Origin of the sequence: Enterobacter sp. PGRG2 (assembly GCF_030291195.1) — a bacterium.
In the GTDB taxonomy this organism is placed as follows: Bacteria; Pseudomonadota; Gammaproteobacteria; order Enterobacterales; family Enterobacteriaceae; genus Enterobacter_D.
The window spans coordinates 2,833,549-2,857,184 of sequence record NZ_CP127837.1 but is presented as its reverse complement, the minus strand read 5'-3'; the positions used below and the strand labels follow the sequence as shown (position 1 = coordinate 2,857,184).

The following is a 23,636-nucleotide window of genomic DNA, read 5'->3' as shown; positions in this document are numbered from 1 at the left end:
AAAGAGGCTGACACAAGTATGGACACGACGGGTCAAACGCAGACGCTGAACGATGAGTTCAGCGCGCGTATGCAAAAACTGGCGCAGTTGCGCCGCAACGGTAACGCCTTTCCGAACGACTTCCGCCGCGATGCCACGGCCGACCGCCTGCATCAGCTTTACGATCCCTTCAGCAAAGAAACGCTGCAAGCGCAAAAGATCGTCGTGCGCGTAGCGGGCCGCCTGATGACGCGCCGGATTATGGGTAGAGCGGCGTTTATTACGTTGCAGGATATGGGCGGGCGCATTCAGCTGTATATCAGCGCAAAAGGCATTGGTCTGACGCGCTATGAACAGCATCTGCGAATGTTCGATCAGGGGGATATTATCGGCGCGGCCGGGGTGCTGTTTAAAACGCAAACTGGTGAGTTAACAGTGGAATGTACTGAATTACGTCTGCTCACCAAAGCGGTCAGGCCGCTGCCGGACAAATTCCATGGGCTTATCGATCAGGAGCGTCGCTATCGCCAGCGCTATCTGGATCTTATCGCTAACGAAAAAACGCGCAGCACCTTCCGTATCCGATCCAGAATGATAGCGGCTATCCGCAGCTTTATGCACGCCCGTCAGTTTATGGAAGTGGAAACGCCGATGATGCAAACGATCCCCGGCGGGGCATCGGCGCGCCCGTTTATTACGCATCACAATGCCCTCGACCAGCAGATGTTTCTGCGCATTTCTCCCGAACTCTATCTCAAACGCCTGGTGGCAGGCGGCTTTGAACGGGTGTTCGAGATCAATCGCAACTTCCGTAACGAAGGTATTTCACCGCGCCATAATCCCGAGTTCACCATGATGGAACTCTACATGGCCTATGCGGACTATCAGGATCTGATCGAGCTGACCGAGGCGCTGTTCCGGACGCTGGCGCTGGAGGTGACGGGCGCCACGGAGGTGACCTACGGCGATCACACCTTTGATTTCGGCAAGCCCTTTACCCGTTTGACGATGAAAGAAGCCATCGTCAAATACGGTAGCGGGATCCTGATGGAAGAGCTGGATTCCCCTGCCCTTACCGCCGCCCTGGCTGACAAACTGGGTATTGTGCCGGAAGCCAACTGGGGACACGGGCGGCTCATCACCGAAATATTTGATGCGGTAGCGGAAAGCCAGCTTATTCAGCCGACCTTTATCACGCAATACCCGGCAGAAGTGTCGCCGCTCGCCCGTCGTAGCGATGATAATCCGCACTTTACCGATCGCTTTGAATTCTTTATTGGCGGGCGGGAAATCGGCAACGGCTTTTCTGAGCTTAATGATGCGGAGGATCAGGCGGAGCGTTTCCGGGAGCAGGTGGCATCCCGCGATGCGGGTGATGATGAAGCCATGTTTTATGATGCGGATTATGTGACAGCGCTGGAGTATGGCTTGCCGCCGACCGCAGGATTAGGGATTGGGATCGACAGAATGGTGATGTTATTTACAGACTCACCGACCATCCGCGACGTGATCCTGTTTCCGGCAATGCGTCCTGTTAACTGAATACAGATTGCGGGCAAAAAAAACCGCCGGATAATCCGGCGGCGGGGACGTTTCACACGGGATAATACACAACAGGCGTGTTACTCGTCTTAGCTACGCAGCGCTACTCGCTGTTACCGCGGCTGCCGTGGCTATTTTTACCCCCTTTTTTTCCCGCTTCGGATGCGCGTTCAGGGTTATTTTTGAAATTACCCCCACTCTGCTGGCCACCTTTACGACCTGCTTCTGATGCTCGATCACGGTCTTCAGCGAAATTGCCTGATCCACCACGATGGTTTGCCATTTCTGACCTCCAGAATTGTTAAACATTAGACATCATACTGCATTACGTTCACGGAATTACTTCCCATTCACGACACGAACCGGAAAGGTTTATCGCATCGCATGACTAAAGCTTAGCCAGCATCAGCCATCCGGCTACCCGTTGTTAATATTCTGCAACATCATACTTGCTGTTGAGGATTTAATTTATCGCGGACATTGATAAGCCTTTCTTATGACTTGCGAAATCCGAAGCGGCAAAAATGTTTCATTTTGCAACAATGCCTGCCGTTTAAATCTGAAGCTCAAACTACTCCCGGCGATCTCCTAAGACCCGTCTGATAGATAAGCGAAAACTCTCCATGTGCTACGCTTATTTTGTGATTTGTTGAGCGAAGGAGAGAGACATGCAAACGACAGATGGCGCGAATGTCCGCGTACTGGTGCTCTATTACTCCATGTATGGGCACATCGAAACAATGGCGCAGGCCATTGCAGAAGGTGTGGAAAAAGTGGCGGGGGCGGAAGTCACCATCAAACGCGTGCCTGAAACCATGCCGCCTGAGCTTTTTGCGAAATCAGGGGGTAAAGCGCAGTCCGCACCAGTAGCGACACCGCAGGAATTAGCGGATTACGACGCCATTATCTTCGGCACGCCCACGCGCTTCGGCAATATGGCGGGCCAGATGCGCACCTTCCTCGACCAGACCGGCGGATTATGGGCGTCAGGCGCACTGCACGGTAAGATCGCCAGCGTATTCAGTTCTACAGGTACTGGCGGCGGTCAGGAGCACACTATCTCTTCCACATGGACGACGCTTGCGCATCATGGAATGGTGATTGTGCCCATCGGTTATGGGGCGAAAGAACTTTTTGATGTTTCACAGGTGCGCGGCGGAACACCTTATGGTGCAACGACGATTGCCGGTGGCGACGGCTCACGACAGCCCAGCGCCGAAGAACTGGCTATTGCCCGCTATCAGGGCGAATACGTGGCCGGTCTTGCCGTGAAACTGAAACACTAATCTGACAGGAGGACGTAGCATGCCAACTCAAGAAGCCAAAGCCCATCGCGTGGGTGAATTTGCCACCCTGCGTAATACTTCACCAGAAATTGCTGAAGCCATTTTCGAACTCGCCAACTACGACGAAAAGCTCGCAGAGCAAATCTGGGAAGAAGGCAATGACGAAGTGTTGATCCTGGCCTTCAAGAAAACCGACAAAGATTCGTTGTTCTGGGGCGAACAAACCATCGAACGTAAGAACGTCTGATCTGTCTTCCCCCGCCCACTGGCGGGGGAGTTCCCATCTTATTTAGTTACCGCTTTCAGCACCGCATTGAATTTCTGGATATCACAGAAACCCTCCGCATCTACCGGGCATCCATTTAATGCCAGCGTGACCCGCTGCGCCGGTGCGGCGAGGGTCAGCACATCGGCATTACGGATCTGTTTTGCACTTTGATAGACGTATTCAATCTTTATCAGATCGCGGTTGCCCGCGGTATCGTGCCAGCGCTGGAAGACAATTTTTCCGCCAATGGGCGTGCGCTCATACTGATCATGTAACTGGTAGGGTTTGAAATCCAGCGCCGTCAGCAGCGAAGCAATGTTGGAATCATGCCCGACCATGAGGGTGACTTTTGCCGGCCCGCCTGCGCCATCCACCAGTGCCTTTTCAATATATTTCACCAGCGGCGCCGCGACGTTTCGCGCCACTTCCGGCGACGTAAACAGCGAATCCTGATAGCCATTCTTCAGTTTCGAAAGTACCCGCCACTGCTGATCGGTTTTGATTTCGCCCCAGGCGACCTGATCCATCGGGAAACCTTCGTAGTACTGCAACGTAAAGGCATCCACCAGCGAGTTACCCACTTTCAGCGGCCCGGAGACGCCAGGCTCCTTCTCATATTTTGCGCTGAAAGCATCTTTTGCTTCGGCAAGCGAGCACTGCTGTTTTTCTTTACAGGCTGGTGAATCCTGATAATGAGTGATTTTTTCCAGCAGCTGATAGCTCTCTCCGAGCTGGAATTCTTTACGCTTCGTTTCCATCGCCTGCACTGCCTGCTGGTCAAAAGCCGCAGAGTCATCCATGATCACCGGGTTGAACACGGGATCCATGGTGCCCATTTTTTCCTGATGATGTACCGGGATGTCGCAGCCGGGAAACGCGCCGGTGATAAAAAATTGTGCCGTGGCGACGGTACGTTGCAGGCTGTTCGCGTAGGCATATACGCTCTCTGGCGCCGGACACTCGCCGGACGTCACCAGTTTTTGCTCCGCCAGCCATTCACGCATGTAGTGCCCCATATAAACTTCCAGCACGCCGCCTTTGGTGGTGAGCTGTCCGCCGGGCACGTCCCACTCCGGCCATTTATTTGGTGTGGATTGTTCCAGCACGCTGCCATTGTTTGCCAGCGGAGCGCGAAGATTGTGCCGACTCATGATCAGCACTTGCTGCAACTGATAACCCTGCGGGGCGTCCTGCGCCTGCGCAGGCAATATAGTCAGGGTCAGCGCGGCAAGCGTCGCCGCCAGAATTGTTTTTTTCATACCACCGTCCTCTTTTGCGTTGGAAAATAAGTGTGACAGATTTATGACGCTTTTCCTGAAGCGATGCCGCAAAGTTTGGCTTTGCCTGCATTTATCACCGCTGAACATGGGTAAAGTTATGTATACCTTCAATTTATTGTCACATAGCCGCTATATTTTTTAATATCAGGTATCCCTGCACGGCGAGGTATCCGATGAGCATTCTGTTGATCGGCGTAGCGTTCATTACTCTGGCTGGCGCGCTGCTTACGCTACCGTTATTCATTTTTGAGGTTTTTTTCGCCGCTGACTGATGCGCTTCCCTGCAGGTACGGCAAATGACCTGACTTTCTCTTTACCTCTGCGAACAACCCTCGTATGATGAGAACTGTATAAATAACCAGTTTCCGGAGGAAGTGTGTTTGTAGAGTTAGTTTATGATAAGCGTAACGTCGCCGGGCTGCCTGGCGCTCGTGAAATCATACTGAACGAACTGACACATCGTGTTCATCGTATTTTTCCCGATGCCGATGTGCGCGTTAAACCGATGCAGGCGAATTCACTGAATAGTGATGCCAGTAAAAGCGATCGTGAAAAACTGAACAGAATGCTGGAAGAGATGTTCGAAGAAGCCGATATGTGGCTGGTCGCTGACTGATTTACCCTCTATTTAACTGGCCGGTTGGCGCATCGGGCGTTTACCGGCCAGTACTGCAACAGATGGCTCTTTTCCGCCTGGTTTATCCGCATCCTCTTCCCGTCTTAACGCAGCATATAGCATTCTGGTCATAATCATTCACCAGCTGTATATATCGCCATCACTCAAACCCACGATATGATTGTGCTCAAGGACGGGGTTTTATTTTAATGCCATAAAAGCGAAAAATAGTCAGGGCATTCAAATAATGAGATTTTTTCTAACCTTCGCTTTCCTGTGGATTTTAACCTCCCCTTCCTTTGCTTTTTCCCTGGAAAATTCTGTTATCAGATTACGTTGCCCTCTGCGCGGGCAAATAGAAGTCATCCTGCATCGCTATGAACATACGCAGGAGGCATGGGGTGAGAATAACTTTGAAACGGGGGGCGGCCATTTACGCAAAGGCTCGCTGTTAATAGTGGAGTTTGCGAATCTGGATAAGATGATTTATGACCAGGCAAGAGAGGCCTTTTACTTCCATTATGAGGAACATCGCAAGCTCGTCCAGTGCCAGCTTTTGAGTATTACCAATACTTTCCCCATTAATACTCCCTATTATCGCGAATAAAAATGGCGTCCCGGCGGTAAGTACATGATGGGCCGGGTATCAGGCGCAGCCTGGCTTTCCTGTCCTGGACAGGAGCATAAGCAAGGAGGATACACTGAAAGGTACGGGGAGAGAAAAGTTCTGAGACCAGAAAAACAAAGGGGTTACCAAATGGTAACCCCTTGTTTAATCTGGCGGAAGCGCAGAGATTCGAACTCTGGAACCCTTTCGGGTCGCCGGTTTTCAAGACCGGTGCCTTCAACCGCTCGGCCACACTTCCGGAATGAGGCGCACTATAAACATACCGGTGCGCCATGTAAAGCACCATTTTTATCGTTTGGCTGAAAAACCATCAAATCCTGTTTAATCGACTGAAATAACAACAAAATGACCATTTATTCAGCATAAAACTCAGTGTTTTTTGATAAAAAGATCTTTCGTCAAAAAGTAGCCGAGGCGATCGGGTGCAAACCCGCCAACCCAGGGTTTCACCAGATGCGTCCTCACATAGTGATAAACCGGTACCGCGGGCACGTCCTGCGCCAGCAAATCTTCAGCCTGTTGATAATATTTTCCGCGCTCTTCAACGTTGGCCGCCTTTGCCGCGTTTTGCATTGCCGTATCAAAAGCCGGATTACTGTACTGGGTCGTGTTTTCGCTGTCGCCGGTGCGGAAAGTGTTCAGGAATGTTGAGGCGTCATCATAATCAGCAATCCATGCATAACGTACCGCGTCAAAATTGCCGGTATGCATGGTATCAAGCATGGTTTTCCATTCCTGATTTTGCAGTTTCGCTTCCACGCCCAGATTCTTTTTCCACATTGAGCTGACGGCGATGGCGATGCGCTGATGGGTTTCCATGGTGTTATAGAGCAGATTAAACGACAGCGGATGGGCGTCATTAAATCCTGCATCATTAAGCAGCCGTCTGGCTTCCGCCAGCCGCTTCTCTTCAGGCCAGGCGGCATAATCCGGATTGTGCAGGCTCACCCCGCCAATTTCAGGCTGGCTGATGACCCACGCCGGGCGCTGCCCCTGCCCCATCACCTTAGTCGCGATGATGTCTTTATCCAGTCCCATGTTCAGCGCCCGGCGCACCCGCGGATCGTTAAACGGCGGTTTGGTGGTGTTGAACTGATAGTAATAAGTCGCCAGCTGCGGGGAAATGTGTACCTGATCGCCAAGCGTCTTTTTCAGCTGGGCGAACTGATTCACCGGAATGGTATTGGTGATATCAATTTCACCGGCTTTGTAGCGGTTTACATCCGCTGTTTCCGCATTGATGGGCAGATAGGTGACAGTATTAATCACCGTGTGCTGATCATCCCAGTAGCGCGCATTACGCACGGCGACGATTTTTTCGTTAACCACCCATTCGCTGAGCTTATAGGCGCCGCTGGCAACGAAATGTTCAGGCTTGGTCCATTTATCGCCGTAGCGACCGATCAGCACTTTATCTACGGGCACCAGCGAGGGGTGCGCGAGCATAGCCAGAAAGGCGGCTGTCGGCTGCGTCAGGGTCACTTCCAGCGTGGCATCGTCCAGCGCTTTCACGCCTAATGACGAGGCAGGTTTTTTACCCTGTGCAATGTCCGCAGCGTTCAGAATATGCATATTGCCGGGGTAACTGGCATACGGAGAGCCTGTCGCGGAATCAATCAGCCGCTGCCAGCTCCAGACCACATCCTGCGCAGTGATTGCCGTCCCGTCAGACCAGGTAATGCCCGGACGTAAATGGAAGGTCCACACCGTGCTGTCTTTATTTTCCCATTTCTCCGCCAGACGCGGCTCAATAGTGCCATCAGCCTTTACCGCCACCAGTCCCTCGAATAAATCGCTGATAATATTGAATTCGACATTGCTTTCCACTTTATGCGGATCGAGTGAGGCGGGCTCGCTGCCATTGTTTCTGACCAGCGCCTGCGTTGCGGCAAGTTCAGTACCTGGCGGCACCTGAGCGGCAAAGGTTACGGCGCTGGCGCATAAAACCGCGCCAGCGAGCAGAGTCATTCTGAAAATATGCGTATTACCTGATTTCATTGTTTTCGCCTTATCCCTGTATAAGATGACACTCTGACTAATACTCTTAGCGACGGGTGCAAAATAAGGCAATATTTTTCAGTGACCTATAAGAGCTTGATCTGATTATTTTCCCGGAAAACGCACTCCTGCTGCCAGACGCTTTTTATAAAGAATTTAATGCTATCGTCATGGGATTATTGTCAGAGTAAAGATGGGTAAAACCGCTATCTCCTGCCGCCTGGTTTTTTCTATTCTTCACAACTAATTACATCTGTCATAAGAGAGTGACGCATGGATCGTATAGTAAGTTCTTCGCGCGAGCGTACCTCGCTACTCAGCACGCACAAGGTGTTGCGTAATACCTATTTTATGTTGAGCCTGACGCTGGCGTTTTCCGCATTAACCGCCACGCTCAGCACAATGCTCGCCCTGCCGGCGCCGGGATTCCTGCTGACCATTGTCGGCATGTACGGGCTGATGTTCCTGACCTACAGGCTGGCGAATAAGCCGTCCGGCATCCTGGCAGCCTTTGCGTTCACCGGTTTCCTGGGTTATATCCTGGGGCCAATGCTTAATGCTTATCTGTCGGCAGGCATGGGCGATCTGATCGGGCTGGCGCTCGGCGGTACGGCACTGACCTTCTTCTGCTGCTCGGCCTATGTGTTGACCACCCGTAAGGATATGTCCTTCCTGGGCGGTATGCTGATGGCGGGTATCGTGGTGGTGCTGATTGGTATGGTGGCGAACATCTTCCTGCAACTGCCTGCCCTGCACCTGGCGATCAGCGCGGTGTTTATTCTGATTTCAACCGGCGCCATCCTGTATGAAACCAGCAATATCATTCATGGCGGTGAAACCAATTATCTTCGCGCCACCGTGAGCCTGTACGTCTCGCTGTACAATATCTTCGTCAGCCTGCTGAGCATTCTTGGTTTCTCCAGCAGAGACTAACTCGCGGCCTGATACCGAAGCCCTGCTTATGCGGGGCTTTTTTATTTGCTAAACTGACCCCGTTTTTGACTGACTTTGCGATGCACTATGTTGACTTATGAAGGCCGTGAGATTGAAACCGATAGCGAAGGCTATCTGAAAGACACCACCGTGTGGAGCGAGGCGCTGGCTGAACGGATTGCCGAAAAAGAAGGGATCGCGCTGACGCCGGAACACTGGGAAGTGGTGCGTTTTGTTCGCGAATTTTACCTGGAATTTAATACCTCACCGGCGATCCGCATGCTGGTGAAAGCCATGGCGAACAAATTTGGCGAGGAGAAAGGCAACAGCCGCTATCTGTATCGCCTTTTCCCCAAAGGCCCGGCAAAACAGGCCACCAAAATTGCTGGTTTGCCTAAACCGGTAAAATGCATTTAATAGCGAATATCAAAGCGGGTATAGGCTGTGGTGGGTTGATGAGGTTCGGTTAACACCTTCTCAACCCGCGCACTGCGCGGCCCGCCAGCCTTAAGCCAGGCCACCAGCGCCTCAACCTGTCCGGCATCACCACAGGCCACCACTTCCACACTGCCGTCATCAAGATTACGCGCATAGCCGGTGAGTCCCAGCCGCTGCGCCTCATGCTGCGTGCTGTAACGAAATCCCACGCCCTGCACACTGCCGTGCACCCAGCATTTCACGCCCTGAGAGGTCTGGTTTTCCATTTTTTTCTCCTTTCAACATGATGGTAACGGATAAGTTTAGCGCCCCACCGCCGGCTTCACAGTAACCAGTTCAGTTTCCCCAGTGGCACGGAGCGATAAAATGATCCCTGCACGCCCCAGATCTCTGCTTCCTGTAATACCGGCAGATAACGCCGATCGGTCACGCCGCGCACCACCACCTTGTCACAATAGCGTCGAAGATTTTTGATTAATACCGGGAAGGTTGGCTTTATCACTTCGTCCTTAAAAAAATGGCTGTTAAGGATCAGCGCTTCAAATTGCTGGCTCATCAGCCCGAGAACATTTGCTCTGCCGCCGCCCACCTCCCCCAGCCACATAGCGTTGCGGATCCCCTGTAATTCGTCGCGCACGTCGCTGATATTTTCCGCCAGCGTCAGCCGGACAAACGGCAGTGTGGATAACAGTCCACGCAGTACGGAGTCATAGCTCAACAACACCGCACACTCTGCATCATAGAGCGGCAGCGATACCAGCACATTGCGATCCCGGATCCACGCGCTCTGCTTTGCCACCTGCCCAAGCTGTTCATATAAATACTGGCGTTTTGACTGCGTATCCCAGCCCGCGATGATCAACTCCGGATGCAGCACCTGCTGCCCCTCTTTTTCAAGGCGGGTTTGTAATTCCACACCCAGTAATTTTCCTGCCAGGCTGGTGAACGGTTCGGCGATAAAGGAGTAGCGATACGCTGAAGTTGTCATATTTTATCCAGGATTATGAATGCATTGGCGATTGAGAGGCATTCTATAAAGGCGGGCTGACAGGTCGTGTCATTCCTGGCATAAGAGATGGGCGGCCGGTTTATCTGCCGGTACATTGCAATTCACGGCTGAACTCGGGAAAATGGCGGCCACTTTCTTCAATATGACAAATAAGCCAATTATGAGTGTACGTTTAGTGTTAACCAAAGGGCGCGAGAAATCGTTACTGCGCCGTCATCCCTGGGTCTTCTCCGGTGCGGTTGCGCGCATGGAAGGCAAAGCCAGCCTCGGTGAAACCATTGATATTGTCGATCATCAGGGAAAATGGTTGGCCCGTGGCGCGTACTCCCCGGCATCGCAGATCCGCGCCCGTGTGTGGACCTTCGATAAAGATGAAAGCATTGATATTGAATTTTTCACCCGCCGTCTGAAGCAGGCGCAGCAGTGGCGTGACTGGCTGGCGACGCGTGATGGTCTGGACAGCTACCGTCTGATCGCCGGTGAATCTGATGGCCTGCCAGGCATCACCATCGATCGTTTCGGCGATTTTCTTGTCCTGCAATTGCTGAGCGCGGGCGCGGAATATCAACGCCCGGCGCTGATCGCAGCCCTTCAGGCCTGCTATCCGTCCTGTTCCATTTACGATCGCAGCGACGTGGCAGTGCGTAAAAAAGAGGGGATGGAGCTGACGCAGGGTCTGGTTGTCGGCGATCTGCCGCCCGCGCTGCTGCCAATCGAAGAGAACGGCATGAAGCTGCTGGTGGATATTCAGACCGGTCATAAAACCGGTTACTACCTCGATCAGCGCGACAGCCGTCTGGCAACCCGCCGCTATGTTGAGGGTAAACGCGTGCTCAACTGCTTCTCCTACACCGGCGGCTTTGCCGTTTCTGCGCTGATGGGCGGCTGTGCACAGGTGGTCAGTGTTGATACGTCGCAGGAAGCGCTGGATGTGGCCCGTCAGAACGTTGAGCTTAACAAACTCGATCTCAGCAAAGCGGAATTTGTGCGCGACGACGTGTTCAAACTGCTGCGCAAATACCGCGATCAGGGGGAGAAATTCGACGTTATCGTGATGGATCCGCCGAAATTTGTCGAAAACAAAAGCCAGCTGATGGGCGCATGCCGCGGTTATAAAGACATAAATATGCTGGCAATCCAGCTGCTCAATCCTGGCGGCGTGCTGTTAACCTTCTCCTGCTCTGGCCTGATGACCACCGATTTATTTCAGAAAATCATCGCTGATGCCGCAATAGATGCGGGTCGTGATGTACAATTTATAGAACAGTTCCGACAGGCTGCCGATCACCCGGTGATCGCCCCTTACCCGGAAGGACTGTATCTGAAGGGATTTGCCTGCCGCGTCATGTAACTTGATTTCTGGATCGTTGCCCACATATTTGGTGTCAGTAACGGTTCCCCGGAGGTGAGTATGATTGCCAGCAAATATGGTATCGGCCAGCAAGTGCGCCACACACTGTTAGGCTATTTAGGTGTGGTGGTGGACATTGATCCTGAGTATTCACTTGATAAGCCGTCTGTGGATGAGCTGGCGGTTGATGATGATTTGCGCGATGCGCCCTGGTATCACGTGGTGATGGAAGACGACAACGGTCAGCCGGTGCATACCTATCTGGCGGAAGCGCAACTTACCAGTGAGATCCAGGACGAGCATCCTGAACAGCCCTCAATGGACGAACTGGCGCAGACCATTCGTAAACAGCTTCAGGCACCGCGCCTGCGCAACTGAAAAAACCCCGCCTGTGCGGGGTTTTTATTTAGCGCGCCAGACCCAGACGGGGAATTTCAATCGCCGGGCAGCGATCCATGACCACATTCAGTCCTGCCTCACCGGCTAGCACCGCCGCCTGCTCATTGATCACGCCCAGCTGCAGCCACAGGGTTTTTGCGCCAACAGCGATAGCGTCCTGCGCCACCCCCCATGCCGCCTCGGAATTGCGGAACACATCCACCATGTCGATTTTTTCCGGTACCTCCGCCAGAGAGCCGTATCCCTGCTGTCCCAGCAGCGTTTTACCGGCCACTTTCGGCGATACCGGGATCACATGATAGCCCTGGTCGAGCAGGTATTTCATCACCCGGTAGCTGGGGCGATCGGGCTTATCGCTCGCGCCAACCAGCGCAATGGTATGGGTCGATTTCAGAATGCCAGCAATATCGGTTTCTTTCATTTTATCCTCCGGGCCAGTCGATCCAGTGTACGCCAAAGCTCTGCAGGCCACCATTTATCCCATACCTCTGCATGAGAGAAAAAAGCTGCGCCTCTCTATATGGTAGTAAACAAAAGCGTGCTGAAAACTTTATAGATTCTCGCGACTCACCCGACAGTGCAGGAGACACCCATGAGAACCGGCCTGACGATGACAATGATCTTTTGCCTGTTGCCGGTTACCGTCGTCGCCACCACCTTACGCCTTTCCACCGATATTGATTTGCTGGTGCTGGACGGCAAGAAAGTGTCGAGTCTGTTGCTGCGCGGCGCGGACAGCATTGAGCTGGATAACGGCCCGCACCAGCTGGTGTTTCGCGTTGAAAAAACCATCCGTGGGGCAAATCATGAAATGCGGCTCTACATTTCCCCGCCGCTGGTCGTGAGTTTCAACACGCGTTCGGTAAAGCTGGTGAACTTCTCTCTACCCTCGCTGGATAGCTGGAAAGCCGCGCAAAAATTCGACAGCGCCCCAGCTATCGTCCTGCTGGATGGTGAAGCCGCGCCGATACCGCTGCTGCTCGATATTTTGCCGCTGCGGGATAAGGGGAAAGTGATTAACTATGAGCGCGAAACCGTACGCTATAACAAAGCGGGGAAAACAGCCTCGTTGCCGCTCTTTGCGCCTGCCATGGCTGATGACAGCGCTTTGCTGTCCGGTCTGTCTGAGCTGGATACGATCCCGCCGCAATCGCAAACTCTCACCGAGCAGCGCCTGAAATTCTGGTTTGAACAGGCGGATCCGCAAACCCGCGACCGCTTTCTGCAATGGGCAAAACAGCAGCCGCCGTCCTGATCGTGGTTCCCCTCACAAAGGTATTCCGTCAGCGGTTTTTTTTGCGCCTTTCTATTGCAGCATCAAACGCTTCCAGTAATCTGTAACGAAATTCATTCGCGGAATATGATTATGGAACTGACCACTCGCACTCTCCCCGCGCGCAAGCATATTGCCCTTGTCGCCCACGATCACTGCAAAAAGATGTTGCTGAACTGGGTGGAACGCCACCAGCCGATCCTGGAACAGCATGAACTCTATGCCACCGGCACCACCGGTAATCTGCTTTCCCGTGCCACGGGGCTTGAGGTGAATGCCATGCTGAGCGGCCCGATGGGCGGCGATCAGCAGGTCGGGGCGATGATTTCGGAAGGTAAAATTGATGTACTGATCTTCTTCTGGGATCCGCTGAACGCCGTGCCGCACGATCCGGATGTCAAAGCACTGCTGCGCCTCGCCACCGTGTGGAACATTCCGGTGGCCACCAACATCTCCACCGCAGATTTTATTATCCAGTCCCCCACTTTCAGCGACAGCGTGGACATTATGATCCCGGACTATCCGCGCTACCTGGCGGAGCGCCTGAAGTAATGACATTCAGGCGGCCTGACCGCCTGAATAATTTCAGGGCTTACGCGCCACAGGTACGTCCAGCCGCTTTAATACCTCAACAAATCGTGACGGCTGCGTTTTATTAAACAGCAGCCAGACGCGTTTACGCGCCCGCGTCATCGCCACGTAAAGCAAACGGCGCTCTTCGGCGTCCGGAAAATCTTCTGGCTGCGGCAGCAAGGCCTGCTCCATCACCGATTCCCGCTCCGGCGCGGGGAAGCCCTCCTGACCGTCCTGTAACCCCAGCACAATGACATAGTCCGCCTGCTGGCCTTTACTGGCATGAACGGTCATAAAATCGAGGTTCAGTTCAGGCCAGCGTGTTGCGGCTTTTTGCAGCGCGGCGGGCTTCAGATGATGGTAGCGCGCCAGGATCAGGATGCGGTCATCCGGCAGCGCAAAACCGCTGAGCTTATCCAGCAGCGCATCCAGTTGATCGTCAGAGAGCAGCGAAACCGCATTCTTTTCCCCCGCGGTCAGACTGTTCAGCGGTTTGGACATCTGCGCCGGGTTTTGCTGGATAAAACGGTTAGCGATCTCGCCGATACGCTGGTTAAAGCGGTAAGTCGTATCAAGCGCGCAGCAATCGCCTTCGCCAAAATAATCATGAAACGCGGTGGTGAGTTCGAGCTGCGCGCCGCTAAAGCGGTAAATCGCCTGCCAGTCATCGCCCACGGCAAACAGCGAGGTTTGGGAGTTCTGGCGGCGCAGCGCGGCGAGCAGTGCCGCGCGCTGCGGGGAAATATCCTGGAATTCATCCACCAGAATATGTTTCCACGGACTGATAAAGCGCCCTTTTTCCAGCACGTTAATGGCCTGATGAATAAGCCCTGAAAAATCGACGGCGTTTTCTGCTTTCAGCGCCGTTTTCCAGGCTTTTAACAGCGGAGCCATCAGCTTTACGCGCTTCGAAAACCGATCGCGAATGTCTTCCGGCGCGCTGGCAATCATCTCCGCCTGCGCTCCGCCGTGCATACGCATCAGGCTGACCCAGCGATCGAGACGGCCCGCCAGCCGACGCTGCAATTTTTCATCGTCCCAGAAATTGCCTTCAGGAACCGTCCAGTTAAGCTCCTCTTCCAGCCATAGCCTCCAGCCTTTGGCCTGGGCTTTTTTCTCGCTGCACTGCTGCTGCCAGGCCTCAATAAACAGTTTCTGCCGTGCATCGGTATCGTTTTCAAGTCGGCTGATAAGCGGCACTTTTTTACTGCCCTGCTGAATGATATGCAGTGCCAGAGCATGAAAGGTACGCGCGGTGATCTCGTCGGTATGTAGTCGTTCACGAATGCGCTCATCCATCTCCTGCGCTGCTTTGCGACCAAAGGCCAGCAGCAGGATCTGATCGGGCGCCGCTTCGCCGCGGGCCATAAGCCAGCCTGCGCGCGCCACCAGCACGGAGGTTTTGCCGCTGCCAGCGCCTGCCAGCACCAGCAGGGAAGATTCACCGTTCACCACCGCCCGCGCCTGCGCCGGGTTTAACGGCGAGCTTTCGATGCCGGCAAAGAAATCAGCATATTTTTTTAGCATGGCATCGGTCCACGCCTGGTTATGCTGCGCCCGGCGGCCTTCCACATCCGCCAGCCACGCCTGGCACTGACGCCACAGCTCACGGCAATTGTCAAAAGACGCCAGCCTGGCGACAGGCAGCGGCAGCGCGTCAAACGCGATACGGATTTGCTGCTGTAACCCTTCGGTCTGCTGGCGGGTTAACCATTTGCCCTGGTCAACATGGCCGTTAATCGCCTCCAGTTGCGCCTGCAATACGCCCGCCGCCACCTCGCTCATCTCTTTGCTCCACTGCTCCCAGCGGCTATGCAGATGTTGCCAGAACAGCTGGGTTTGCGCCCATTCCGTTCCGTGCAGACGCACGACTTTACTGTCCACCAGCACAAACTCCAGCTCGCCCCACACGAGGCCGCGCTTGCATTCGATGCTGAGTAACTGATTGAATGGAATGAGATATTCGTGGCGATCGCCAGACACTTTGACACCAGCGTGTAAAATCGCCACCCGGTCATAGGGGTGCTGCGCCAGCCGTTTTCCTAAAGAAGTTGCTTTCAGTTCCATGACGTGCCGTTCTCAACTCATGTCGTGATGCGCCAGTGTAACCGCCAGAGAATGTGTGCTCCAGCCCAAAAAATCGTTACTATTGATGGGTCTTTTCGTTAACGGCTTTTCCCTGAGGATTTATGCGTACTGTACTGAATATTTTAAATTTTGTGCTGGGTGGTTTTTTCACCACTCTCGCCTGGCTGCTGGCAACGCTGGTCAGTATTGTGCTTATTATTACGCTGCCGCTGACGCGCTCCTGCTGGGAAATTACTAAGCTTTCCCTGTTGCCTTACGGAAATGAGGCGGTACATGTTGATGAACTGTCGCCGGGAGAGTCCAGTGTCATCCTGAACACCGGCGGTACGCTGCTGAACATTTTGTGGTTCGTGCTGTTCGGCTGGTGGCTCTGCCTGATGCACATTGTGTCAGGTATTGCACAATGTCTGACGATTATTGGTATTCCGGTAGGCATTGCGAATTTCAAGATCGCCGGCATTGCCCTGTGGCCGGTCGGACGCCGCGTGGTGTCGGTGGAAACGGCGCGAGCGGCACGTGAAGCTAGTGCCCGTCGCCGCTTTCAATAATTAAGGATCTGAACCACGATGCTCAGCCCCCTGCTTCGCCGCTATACATGGAACAGTACCTGGCTTTATAACGCCAGAATTTTTATCGCGCTGTGCGGCACCACCGCCCTGCCGTGGTGGATGGGTGATGTAAAGCTGACCATCCCGCTGACGCTTGGCGTCGTGGCGGCGGCGCTGGCCGATCTGGACGACCGCCTCGCCGGCCGTTTACGTAATCTGCTGATCACGCTGATCTCCTTTTTTATCGCCTCCGCCTCGGTAGAACTGCTGTTCCCGTGGCCGTGGCTGTTTGCGCTGGGGCTGATCATTTCCACCAGCGGATTTATTCTGCTGGGCGGGCTTGGGCAGCGCTACGCGACTATTGCCTTTGGCGGTCTGCTGATCGCCATTTACACCATGCTCGGCATCTCGCTTTACGAGCAATGGTATCAGCAACCCCTTCTGCTGCTGGCGGGGGCTGTCTGGTTTAACCTGTTGACGCTGATTGGTCATCTGGTCTTCCCGATCCGCCCGCTACAGGATAACCTTGCGCGTTGCTATGAACAGCTGGCGCATTTTCTGGAGCTGAAATCCCGCCTGTTCGATCCCGATATCGAAGATGAAAGCCAGGCGCCGCTGTATGACCTGGCGCTGGCGAACGGCCAGCTGGTTTCCACGCTGAACCAGACGAAAAGTTCATTATTAACGCGTCTGCGTGGTGATCGTGGGCAGCGCGGCACCCGGCGAACCCTGCACTACTACTTTGTCGCGCAGGATATCCACGAGCGCGCCAGTTCGTCTCATATCCAGTATCAGACGCTGCGGGAACAGTTTCGCTACAGCGACGTGATGTTCCGCTTTCAGCGCCTGCTCTCCATGCAGTCGCAGGCCTGCGCGCATTTATCACGCTGCATTTTATTACGCGAGCCCTATCAGCATGATGGCCGCTTCGAGCGCGCTTTTACCCATCTTGATGCCGCGCTGGAGCGTGCCCGCGGCGACGGCACGTCTGACGAACAGATGAAAGCGCTGGGCTTTCTGCTGCAAAACCTTCGCGCGATTGACGCACAGCTGGCGACGATCGAATCTGAGCAGGCGCAGACCCTGCCGCGCAACGACACCGATAACATGCTGGCGGATGAGGGTCTTAACGGCATGAGCGACATTCGCGCCCGCCTCGGCCGCAATCTGTCGCCGGAATCAGCACTTTTTCGCCACGCCATACGCATGTCTGTGGTGTTGTGTGTCGGTTACGCTTTTATACAGTTTACCGGCCTGGAACACGGTTACTGGATCCTGCTGACCAGCCTCTTTGTCTGCCAGCCCAACTACAACGCCACCCGGCACCGTCTGGCGCTGCGTATTATCGGCACGCTGGTGGGCGTGGCGATTGGCCTGCCGGTGCTCTATTTTGTGCCGTCCATTGAAGGGCAACTGATTTTGATCGTCATTACCGGCGTGCTGTTCTTCGCCTTCCGCAATGTGCAGTACGCCCATGCCACCATGTTTATTACCCTGCTGGTACTGCTGTGCTTTAATCTGCTCGGGGAAGGCTTTGAAGTTGCCATTCCGCGTATTATCGACACCCTTATCGGCTGTGCGATTGCCTGGGCTGCGGTGAGCTTTATCTGGCCGGACTGGCGTTTTCGTAATCTTCCACGCGTGCTGGAACGGGCCATTGATGCGAACTGCCGCTACCTTGACGCTATCCTTGAGCAGTATCACCAGGGACGTGATAACCGCATGGCGTACCGTATTGCAAGGCGCGATGCCCATAACCGCGATGCCGAACTGGCTTCGGTGGTATCTAATATGTCAACAGAGCCAGGCGCGTCAACGGAACTGCGCGATGCCGCATTCCGTCTGTTGTGCCTCAACCACACCTTTACCAGCTACATTTCCGCGCTGGGCGCGCACCGGGAAAAACTGACTTCTGCCGAGATCCTGACACTGCTGGACGACGCGGTGTGCTACGTTGACGACGCGTTACACCACGCCCCCGCCGATGAAGAACGCGTCCAGAAAACGCTGGCACAGCTGGCCGATCGCATTACGCGGGTGGAGTCCCGTCCGGACAGTAAAGAACCGCTGGTTTTACAGCAGATCGGCCTGGTGGTAGCGCTGCTTCCTGAAATCAGCCGATTGCAGCGTCAGGTTGTCCGCTGATGTTTCCGGTGCTCCGCCTCAAACTCTGTAAACCATGTCGTCAATGCCTGGCGCTGCTGCGCCGGGAGCGCGGCCTGATGCATCCCTTCGATGGCTCCCTCCAGCGCCAGCAATACGTTAACGCCCAGATGCGTATTAAGCGTGCGTAGCCGGACCCAGCACGCTTTAGCGCCCAGTTTTTTCAGCGTGAGGACATCCGTCACGCCCGCTTCCCACAGCAGCATCTCCAGCTGAAAATTCAGGTTCGGTAGATCTTTAAGCCGGGGCTTGCAGAGGCGCTGCATCTTTTCTTTCCACGCGGCGGCAAGCGACCAGGTGGAAAGCTTCATCAGCGTATCCCTGTCCTGCCACAAGCTGTCATCAACGCGGTAATAGTTCAGTACTACTGGCCTGCCCCTTTTCATCATCGTCAATAACGGAGCCGGATGTTGCGCGCGGTATTCTGCACTTTGCTCACAGGCGCGAAGGTAGAGCTCCCCCTTTGCCACCATGGCGAACACCGTATCATCAACGGAAAGACTGTAACCGCCGAACAGCGTTCGATGGCGAATAGTACCCAGCTCTGAGAGGTATTCACGTGATTCATGGATCCGTTGATAAGACATATCTTTCATGATTATTCCTTTAAAATCATGGCATAAAGGCATCTTCTGGTAGTAACGGATCCGTTAACGAGGAACATAGGGAAGTTGCCCGCGGCGGGCAAGATGATTTTTTAACGGACAGCAGATATCCCGCAAATTTGCGAGGTGCTTTCAGAAATTGAGGTTGATCTTTGTACGTCCAGGAGTTACTGTACATCCATACAGTAACTATCAGGGCTGGATTGATTATGTACACTTCAGGCTACGCTAATCGTGCATCAACACTTAACGCTATGACGGGCAACCGCACACAGGCAAAACCGGCTGGCGACTCGACTGGCCTTATCAGCGAAGTGGTTTATCGTGAAGACCAGCCCGGCATGACGCAGTTGCTGTTACTGCCCCTTCTGCAACAGCTCGGTCAGCAGTCGCGCTGGCAGCTATGGTTAACCCCGCAGCAAAAATTAAGCCGTCAGTGGGTTCAGGCGGCAGGGCTGCCGTTGACCAAACTGATGCAGATCAGCCAGCTTTCCCCGGATGATACCCTGGAATCCATGATCAGAGCGTTACGCACCGGCAATTACAGTGTTGTTATCGGCTGGCATACAGAAGAACTGACGGATGATGAACATCAGCGTCTGGTTCAGGCGGCTGAAGAAGGTAATGCGATGGGCTTTATTATGCGTCCCGTGCGGAGGGATCCTCACGCCACAAGACAGCTTTCCGGACTAAAAATTCACTCAAATTTGTATCATTAAGCCAGTTTAAGATAATTCCTGGGATTTTTTTTGTGAATTCCTGGGCCGACCGGTTCTTAAGCGAAATCGTGCTGTAATGCCTGTCTGGTGCGGTTTGCGCTGTTTTGCATTGATTATATTCTCGTCATAAATGTTAAATAATGCACGCAGAAAGCTTTTTTTTTCATATGCCTGACGGACTTCACACTTGTAAGTTTCCAACTACGTTGTAGACTTTACATCGCCAGGGGTGCTCGGCATAAACCGAAGATATCGGTAGAGATACTTAGAGCAATACCCCCGGTGAAGGATTTAAACCGTGTTTTCTCTGGCGAGAAATTCATGGCGAATTTTGGATGATAACGAGGCGCAAAAAATGAAAAAGACAGCTATCGCGATTGCAGTGGCACTGGCTGGCTTCGCTACTGTAGCGCAGGCCGCTCCGAAAGATAATACCTGGTATGCCGGTGGTAAACTGGGCTGGTCCCAATTCCACGACACTGGTTTCATTCCTAACGACGGCCCGACCCGTAATGACCAACTGGGTGCTGGTGCGTTCGGTGGCTATCAGGTTAACCCGTACGTTGGTTTTGAACTGGGTTACGACTGGCTGGGCCGCGAAGCCTATAAAGGCGACACCGTAAACGGTGCGTTCAAAGCTCAAGGCGTTCAGCTGACTACCAAACTGAGCTACCCGGTTGCTGACGATCTGGACGTTTACACCCGTCTGGGTGGTATGGTTTGGCGTGCAGACGCTAAAGCCAACGTTCCTGGCGCTGATTTCCACGCTAAAGACCACGACACCGGTGTTTCCCCGGTATTCGCTGGTGGTGTTGAGTGGGCAGTTACCCGTGACATCGCTACCCGTCTGGAATACCAGTGGGTTAACAACATCGGCGACGCGCAAACTGTTGGTACCCGTCAGGACAACGGTCTGCTGAGCTTAGGTGTTTCTTACCGCTTCGGTCAGCAGGAAGACGTTGCTCCGGTAGTTGCTCCGGCACCGGCTCCGGCTCCGCAGGTATCCACCAAGCACTTCACCCTGAAGTCTGACGTACTGTTCAACTTCAACAAAGCGACTCTGAAACCAGAAGGCCAGCAGGCTCTGGATCAGATGTACTCCCAGCTGAGCAACCTGGATCCGAAAGACGGTTCCGTAGTTGTTCTGGGCTTCACCGACCGCATCGGTTCTGACGCTTACAACCAGGGTCTGTCCGAGAAACGTGCTCAGTCTGTTGTTGACTACCTGATCTCTAAAGGTATCCCGTCCAACAAGATCTCTGCTCGTGGTATGGGTGAATCTAACCCGGTTACCGGCAGCACCTGTGACAACGTGAAAGCGCGCCCTGCGCTGATCGATTGCCTGGCTCCGGATCGTCGCGTTGAGATCGAAGTTAAAGGTATCAAAGACGTTGTAACTCAGCCGCAGGCTTAAGTTTACGTCTTAAAAAAACCCCGCGCTGCGGGGTTTTTTATTGCCTGCGATCAGGCGCGAAAAATATCGCGGGTTTATTCTTTGCCCAACAGCGCCTGCAAATCGTGCTTAAGCGTCGACATTTTACTGGCGTATTTCTCTTTGTGTTCGGCGTCTTCAATCAGTTGCACTATGGTTTCTGAGAGCGTTTTTCCCCGGCGCTGAGCCAGCCCTGCCAGACGCTGCCAGACCATAAATTCCAGATCGATGGATTTTTTACGGGTGTGCTGGTGCTCAGCATTAAAGTGACGTTTGCGGCGGGCGCGAATGGTCTGCTTCATGCGATTCATTAATGCCGCATTCATGTGTTGTTCAATCCAGGCATTCACACGGACCGGTTCGTTTTCGAGCGTCAACAGCTGATCGACGGCCTCTTTCGCCGCACTGGTTTCTATATAGCGCGTGATTAATTCACCTTCACGGTGCTTTTTCACCAGGTACTTCCATTTCCAGCCGCTTTCAAGATTTTCCAGTTGTTGGTATTTCATCGCGATCTCAGTGTTACCCTGTAACTCAGTTCAGAATATCAGTTTTTTAGCAATCTGCTGAAAAGAAATCATATCCTGTGAACACGCAGACGACTTTGCGGTCAGGAAATCGCGTATTACTGGTGTGATGCTTTGCCGCTTACGGTATAATTCCGCCCTTTACTTCTGACGATAAAACCTCAACTTTGACCATTACTAAACTCGCCTGGCAAGACCTTGTCCCTGATACCGACAGTTATCAGGAGGTATTTACACAATCTTGTTCGCCGTCTGAGGAGGATTTATCCCTCGGCGATACGCAACCCCGCTTACAGTACGCGCTGGAGCAACTGCTTCATCCGCTGGCATCGTCACGCTTTTTGCTGGCAAAAGCGCCGGAGGAAGTGGAGTATCTGGGTATTATTGCTGATGCTGTGGGTCAATTACTGCCGGAAGATCAGCCGTTTACTGGTGGGCAATATAAAATCGCCGGTCGAAGCGTCACCTTTGAAGCCTCAACGGATCCGCTGGCCGACTTCGTCTCCAAAAATCCGGTCGTCGTTGCCGACTGGGTAGAAGCAGAGCAGCTTTTTGGATGCCTGCGTCAGTTTAATAATGAGATCGCCCTGCAACCGGGCCTGGTGCATCAGGCTAACGGCGGCGTGCTGGTGATCTCCCTGCGTACGCTGCTGGCACAGCCGCTGCTGTGGATGCGCCTGAAAACCATGATCACTCGCCAGCGCTTCGACTGGGTCTCCTTTGACGAGTCACGTCCGTTACCGGTCAGCGTGCCGTCAATGCCGTTACAGCTGAAGGTGATCCTCGTCGGCGAGAGGGATTCACTGGCCGAATTCCAGGAGATGGAACCGGAGCTGGCTGCCCAGTCCATTTACAGCGAGTACGAAGATAATCTTCAGATAGCGGATGCGGAAACCATGGCGCAGTGGTGCCAGTGGGTGCTGCACGTGGCTGCCAGCGCCGATCTGCCCATTCCGGCGAAAGATGCATGGCCGGTGTTGATCCGTGAAGCCGTGCGTTATACCGGCGATCAGGAAACGCTGCCGCTGTGTCCGCTGTGGCTGGCGCGCCAGCTGCGTGAAGTCGCGGCGCTGGGCGCTGAGACCTCGTTTGATGCACATCAGTTGCAGACCATGCTCAGCCAGCGCGAATGGCGTGAAGGATACTTACCTGAACGCATTCAGGATGAGATCCTGCTGGAACAAATTCTGATTGAAACCGAAGGCGAGCGCGTCGGTCAGATCAATGCCCTCTCGGTGGTCGAATTCCCCGGGCACCCGCGCGCCTTTGGCGAGCCGTCGCGCATCAGCTGCGTGGTGCATATCGGTGACGGGGAATTTAATGACATCGAGCGCAAAGCGGAGCTGGGCGGAAATATTCATGCAAAAGGCATGATGATCATGCAGGCCTTCTTAATGGCCGAGCTTCAGCTGGATCAGCAGATCCCCTTCTCTGCCTCGCTGACCTTCGAGCAGTCCTATAGCGAAGTGGACGGCGACAGCGCCTCGATGGCAGAACTGTGCGCCCTGATCAGCGCGCTGGCGGACGTGCCTGTTAATCAGCATCTGGCGATCACCGGTTCGGTGGATCAGTTCGGACGTGCGCAGCCGGTAGGCGGCCTGAATGAAAAGATCGAAGGTTTCTTCAGTATCTGCCAGCAGCGTGGTCTGACCGGTAAGCAGGGGATCATCATTCCTTCTGCTAACGTGCGCCATCTGTGTCTGCCGCAGCCGCTGCTTGACGCCGTGGAAGCCGGACAATTCTTTATCTGGGCCATCGATGATGTGACAGATGCGCTACCCTTACTGACAAACCTGGCCTGGGATGCTGAAGGGCAAACCACCCTCATTCAGACCATTCAGGAACGCATCGCCCAGGCCTCGCAGCAGGAAGCACGCCATCGCTTTCCGTGGCCGTTACGCTGGCTGAACTGGTTTGTACCGAACTGATCGGACTTGTTCAGCGTACACGTGTTAGCTATCCTGCGTCCCAAACTTACAAT

The 23,636-nt window shown here is 53.8% G+C and carries 25 protein-coding genes and 1 tRNA gene; 16 read left to right on the top strand and 10 right to left on the bottom strand.

What is annotated here, in order from left to right:
• Positions 1 to 18 precede the first annotated feature (18 nt).
• Entirely contained in the window at positions 19 to 1,521 is a 1,503-nt protein-coding gene (lysS, locus tag QRD42_RS12595; protein WP_321987264.1) for a lysine--tRNA ligase, read from the top strand.
• Positions 1,522 to 1,624: 103 nt separating this feature from the next.
• Here the strand turns inward: lysS and QRD42_RS12590 are convergent, their stop codons facing one another.
• Complete coding sequence (locus QRD42_RS12590; protein ID WP_072568087.1) at positions 1,625 to 1,804, bottom strand: general stress protein; 180 nt, start codon at positions 1,802 to 1,804, stop codon at positions 1,625 to 1,627.
• 385 nt (positions 1,805 to 2,189) lie between these two features.
• On the opposite strand from QRD42_RS12590, the gene wrbA reads away from it, so the two are divergent.
• The gene (gene wrbA, locus QRD42_RS12585) at positions 2,190 to 2,807 is read left to right on the top strand and encodes an NAD(P)H:quinone oxidoreductase (RefSeq protein ID WP_072568086.1); all 618 of its coding nucleotides are present in this window, start codon (positions 2,190 to 2,192) and stop codon (positions 2,805 to 2,807) included.
• A gap of 19 nt (positions 2,808 to 2,826) precedes the next feature.
• On the top strand, positions 2,827 to 3,054 hold the full coding sequence (locus tag QRD42_RS12580) for a YccJ family protein (protein WP_072568085.1): 228 nt from the start codon (positions 2,827 to 2,829) through the stop codon (positions 3,052 to 3,054).
• A gap of 38 nt (positions 3,055 to 3,092) precedes the next feature.
• On the opposite strand, the gene agp is transcribed toward QRD42_RS12580, so the two are convergent.
• Entirely contained in the window at positions 3,093 to 4,334 is a 1,242-nt protein-coding gene (gene agp, locus QRD42_RS12575; RefSeq protein ID WP_321987263.1) for a bifunctional glucose-1-phosphatase/inositol phosphatase, read from the bottom strand.
• A 397-nt stretch (positions 4,335 to 4,731) separates the two neighbouring features.
• Between agp and QRD42_RS12570 the strand changes: the two genes are divergently transcribed.
• Together QRD42_RS12570 and QRD42_RS12565 are read left to right on the top strand one after the other, a co-directional pair.
• Positions 4,732 to 4,971: a DinI family protein gene (locus QRD42_RS12570; protein WP_072568083.1), complete on the top strand. Its 240-nt coding sequence runs from the start codon at positions 4,732 to 4,734 to the stop codon at positions 4,969 to 4,971.
• A gap of 244 nt (positions 4,972 to 5,215) precedes the next feature.
• Positions 5,216 to 5,578, top strand: coding sequence for a hypothetical protein (locus QRD42_RS12565; RefSeq protein WP_415877741.1), 363 nt, complete (start codon positions 5,216 to 5,218; stop codon positions 5,576 to 5,578).
• 171 nt (positions 5,579 to 5,749) lie between these two features.
• Here QRD42_RS12565 and QRD42_RS12560 read toward each other — a convergent pair.
• Together QRD42_RS12560 and QRD42_RS12555 are read right to left on the bottom strand one after the other, a co-directional pair.
• Positions 5,750 to 5,837 (bottom strand) — tRNA-Ser (locus QRD42_RS12560).
• 131 nt (positions 5,838 to 5,968) lie between these two features.
• Positions 5,969 to 7,597, bottom strand: a complete 1,629-nt coding sequence (locus tag QRD42_RS12555; protein ID WP_321987262.1) for an ABC transporter substrate-binding protein — start codon at positions 7,595 to 7,597, stop codon at positions 5,969 to 5,971.
• Positions 7,598 to 7,870: 273 nt separating this feature from the next.
• Between QRD42_RS12555 and yccA the strand changes: the two genes are divergently transcribed.
• Positions 7,871 to 8,530 (top strand): FtsH protease modulator YccA, encoded by a 660-nt coding sequence (yccA, locus tag QRD42_RS12550; protein ID WP_072568080.1) that lies wholly within the window; start codon positions 7,871 to 7,873, stop codon positions 8,528 to 8,530.
• Positions 8,531 to 8,617: 87 nt separating this feature from the next.
• On the top strand, positions 8,618 to 8,947 hold the full coding sequence (gene tusE / locus QRD42_RS12545; protein WP_072568079.1) for a sulfurtransferase TusE: 330 nt from the start codon (positions 8,618 to 8,620) through the stop codon (positions 8,945 to 8,947).
• Here tusE and yccX read toward each other — a convergent pair.
• Complete coding sequence (yccX, locus tag QRD42_RS12540; protein ID WP_072568078.1) at positions 8,944 to 9,234, bottom strand: acylphosphatase; 291 nt, start codon at positions 9,232 to 9,234, stop codon at positions 8,944 to 8,946. The genes tusE and yccX overlap by 4 nt on opposite strands.
• A gap of 56 nt (positions 9,235 to 9,290) precedes the next feature.
• Entirely contained in the window at positions 9,291 to 9,956 is a 666-nt protein-coding gene (locus tag QRD42_RS12535) for a hypothetical protein (RefSeq protein ID WP_318377556.1), read from the bottom strand.
• Between the two features lie 181 nt (positions 9,957 to 10,137).
• Here QRD42_RS12535 and rlmI point away from each other — a divergent pair, with 181 nt between their 5' ends.
• Positions 10,138 to 11,328: a 23S rRNA (cytosine(1962)-C(5))-methyltransferase RlmI gene (gene rlmI, locus QRD42_RS12530; RefSeq protein ID WP_072569431.1), complete on the top strand. Its 1,191-nt coding sequence runs from the start codon at positions 10,138 to 10,140 to the stop codon at positions 11,326 to 11,328.
• 60 nt (positions 11,329 to 11,388) lie between these two features.
• Positions 11,389 to 11,706 (top strand): heat shock protein HspQ, encoded by a 318-nt coding sequence (hspQ, locus tag QRD42_RS12525; protein ID WP_072568076.1) that lies wholly within the window; start codon positions 11,389 to 11,391, stop codon positions 11,704 to 11,706.
• A gap of 28 nt (positions 11,707 to 11,734) precedes the next feature.
• Here hspQ and QRD42_RS12520 read toward each other — a convergent pair whose 3' ends face one another.
• Positions 11,735 to 12,148, bottom strand: a complete 414-nt coding sequence (locus QRD42_RS12520; protein ID WP_072568075.1) for a CoA-binding protein — start codon at positions 12,146 to 12,148, stop codon at positions 11,735 to 11,737.
• Positions 12,149 to 12,319: 171 nt separating this feature from the next.
• Between QRD42_RS12520 and csgI the strand changes: the two genes are divergently transcribed.
• Together csgI and mgsA are read left to right on the top strand one after the other, a co-directional pair.
• Positions 12,320 to 12,982 (top strand): curli synthesis inhibitor, encoded by a 663-nt coding sequence (gene csgI, locus QRD42_RS12515; RefSeq protein ID WP_321987261.1) that lies wholly within the window; start codon positions 12,320 to 12,322, stop codon positions 12,980 to 12,982.
• Positions 12,983 to 13,093: 111 nt separating this feature from the next.
• On the top strand, positions 13,094 to 13,552 hold the full coding sequence (mgsA, locus tag QRD42_RS12510; RefSeq protein ID WP_072568073.1) for a methylglyoxal synthase: 459 nt from the start codon (positions 13,094 to 13,096) through the stop codon (positions 13,550 to 13,552).
• Between the two features lie 33 nt (positions 13,553 to 13,585).
• Here the strand turns inward: mgsA and helD are convergent, their stop codons facing one another.
• Entirely contained in the window at positions 13,586 to 15,640 is a 2,055-nt protein-coding gene (helD, locus tag QRD42_RS12505; RefSeq protein ID WP_321987260.1) for a DNA helicase IV, read from the bottom strand.
• Positions 15,641 to 15,762: 122 nt separating this feature from the next.
• On the opposite strand from helD, the gene QRD42_RS12500 reads away from it, so the two are divergent.
• Together QRD42_RS12500 and yccS are read left to right on the top strand one after the other, a co-directional pair.
• On the top strand, positions 15,763 to 16,209 hold the full coding sequence (locus QRD42_RS12500) for a YccF domain-containing protein (protein ID WP_321987259.1): 447 nt from the start codon (positions 15,763 to 15,765) through the stop codon (positions 16,207 to 16,209).
• A gap of 18 nt (positions 16,210 to 16,227) precedes the next feature.
• On the top strand, positions 16,228 to 18,354 hold the full coding sequence (gene yccS, locus QRD42_RS12495) for a YccS family putative transporter (RefSeq protein ID WP_321987258.1): 2,127 nt from the start codon (positions 16,228 to 16,230) through the stop codon (positions 18,352 to 18,354).
• Here yccS and QRD42_RS12490 read toward each other — a convergent pair.
• Positions 18,339 to 18,968: a TfoX/Sxy family DNA transformation protein gene (locus tag QRD42_RS12490; RefSeq protein WP_321987257.1), complete on the bottom strand. Its 630-nt coding sequence runs from the start codon at positions 18,966 to 18,968 to the stop codon at positions 18,339 to 18,341. The genes yccS and QRD42_RS12490 overlap by 16 nt on opposite strands.
• Positions 18,969 to 19,186: 218 nt before the next feature.
• Here QRD42_RS12490 and sulA point away from each other — a divergent pair, with 218 nt between their 5' ends.
• Both sulA and ompA read left to right on the top strand, forming a co-directional pair.
• The gene (sulA, locus tag QRD42_RS12485) at positions 19,187 to 19,696 is read left to right on the top strand and encodes an SOS-induced cell division inhibitor SulA (protein ID WP_072568068.1); all 510 of its coding nucleotides are present in this window, start codon (positions 19,187 to 19,189) and stop codon (positions 19,694 to 19,696) included.
• Positions 19,697 to 20,051: 355 nt separating this feature from the next.
• Positions 20,052 to 21,110 (top strand): porin OmpA, encoded by a 1,059-nt coding sequence (gene ompA / locus QRD42_RS12480; protein ID WP_072569430.1) that lies wholly within the window; start codon positions 20,052 to 20,054, stop codon positions 21,108 to 21,110.
• Between the two features lie 74 nt (positions 21,111 to 21,184).
• Here ompA and matP read toward each other — a convergent pair whose 3' ends face one another.
• A complete protein-coding gene (gene matP / locus QRD42_RS12475; RefSeq protein WP_321987256.1) occupies positions 21,185 to 21,637 on the bottom strand; it encodes a macrodomain Ter protein MatP in 453 nt (150 codons plus the stop codon).
• Between the two features lie 185 nt (positions 21,638 to 21,822).
• Between matP and QRD42_RS12470 the strand changes: the two genes are divergently transcribed.
• Complete coding sequence (locus QRD42_RS12470) at positions 21,823 to 23,583, top strand: Lon protease family protein (protein ID WP_321987255.1); 1,761 nt, start codon at positions 21,823 to 21,825, stop codon at positions 23,581 to 23,583.
• Positions 23,584 to 23,636: the final 53 nt, after the last annotated feature.

Coding starts and splice junctions, on each gene's coding strand:
- lysS (WP_321987264.1), top strand. CDS start 19: ATGGACACGACGGGTCAAACGCAGACGCTGAACGATGAGTTCAGCGCG.
- QRD42_RS12590 (WP_072568087.1), bottom strand. CDS start 1,804: ATGGCAAACCATCGTGGTGGATCAGGCAATTTCGCTGAAGACCGTGAT.
- wrbA (WP_072568086.1), top strand. CDS start 2,190: ATGCAAACGACAGATGGCGCGAATGTCCGCGTACTGGTGCTCTATTAC.
- QRD42_RS12580 (WP_072568085.1), top strand. CDS start 2,827: ATGCCAACTCAAGAAGCCAAAGCCCATCGCGTGGGTGAATTTGCCACC.
- agp (WP_321987263.1), bottom strand. CDS start 4,334: ATGAAAAAAACAATTCTGGCGGCGACGCTTGCCGCGCTGACCCTGACT.
- QRD42_RS12555 (WP_321987262.1), bottom strand. CDS start 7,597: ATGAAATCAGGTAATACGCATATTTTCAGAATGACTCTGCTCGCTGGC.
- yccA (WP_072568080.1), top strand. CDS start 7,871: ATGGATCGTATAGTAAGTTCTTCGCGCGAGCGTACCTCGCTACTCAGC.
- tusE (WP_072568079.1), top strand. CDS start 8,618: ATGTTGACTTATGAAGGCCGTGAGATTGAAACCGATAGCGAAGGCTAT.
- yccX (WP_072568078.1), bottom strand. CDS start 9,234: ATGGAAAACCAGACCTCTCAGGGCGTGAAATGCTGGGTGCACGGCAGT.
- QRD42_RS12535 (WP_318377556.1), bottom strand. CDS start 9,956: ATGACAACTTCAGCGTATCGCTACTCCTTTATCGCCGAACCGTTCACC.
- rlmI (WP_072569431.1), top strand. CDS start 10,138: ATGAGTGTACGTTTAGTGTTAACCAAAGGGCGCGAGAAATCGTTACTG.
- hspQ (WP_072568076.1), top strand. CDS start 11,389: ATGATTGCCAGCAAATATGGTATCGGCCAGCAAGTGCGCCACACACTG.
- QRD42_RS12520 (WP_072568075.1), bottom strand. CDS start 12,148: ATGAAAGAAACCGATATTGCTGGCATTCTGAAATCGACCCATACCATT.
- csgI (WP_321987261.1), top strand. CDS start 12,320: ATGAGAACCGGCCTGACGATGACAATGATCTTTTGCCTGTTGCCGGTT.
- mgsA (WP_072568073.1), top strand. CDS start 13,094: ATGGAACTGACCACTCGCACTCTCCCCGCGCGCAAGCATATTGCCCTT.
- helD (WP_321987260.1), bottom strand. CDS start 15,640: ATGGAACTGAAAGCAACTTCTTTAGGAAAACGGCTGGCGCAGCACCCC.
- QRD42_RS12500 (WP_321987259.1), top strand. CDS start 15,763: ATGCGTACTGTACTGAATATTTTAAATTTTGTGCTGGGTGGTTTTTTC.
- yccS (WP_321987258.1), top strand. CDS start 16,228: ATGCTCAGCCCCCTGCTTCGCCGCTATACATGGAACAGTACCTGGCTT.
- QRD42_RS12490 (WP_321987257.1), bottom strand. CDS start 18,968: ATGAAAGATATGTCTTATCAACGGATCCATGAATCACGTGAATACCTC.
- sulA (WP_072568068.1), top strand. CDS start 19,187: ATGTACACTTCAGGCTACGCTAATCGTGCATCAACACTTAACGCTATG.
- ompA (WP_072569430.1), top strand. CDS start 20,052: ATGAAAAAGACAGCTATCGCGATTGCAGTGGCACTGGCTGGCTTCGCT.
- matP (WP_321987256.1), bottom strand. CDS start 21,637: ATGAAATACCAACAACTGGAAAATCTTGAAAGCGGCTGGAAATGGAAG.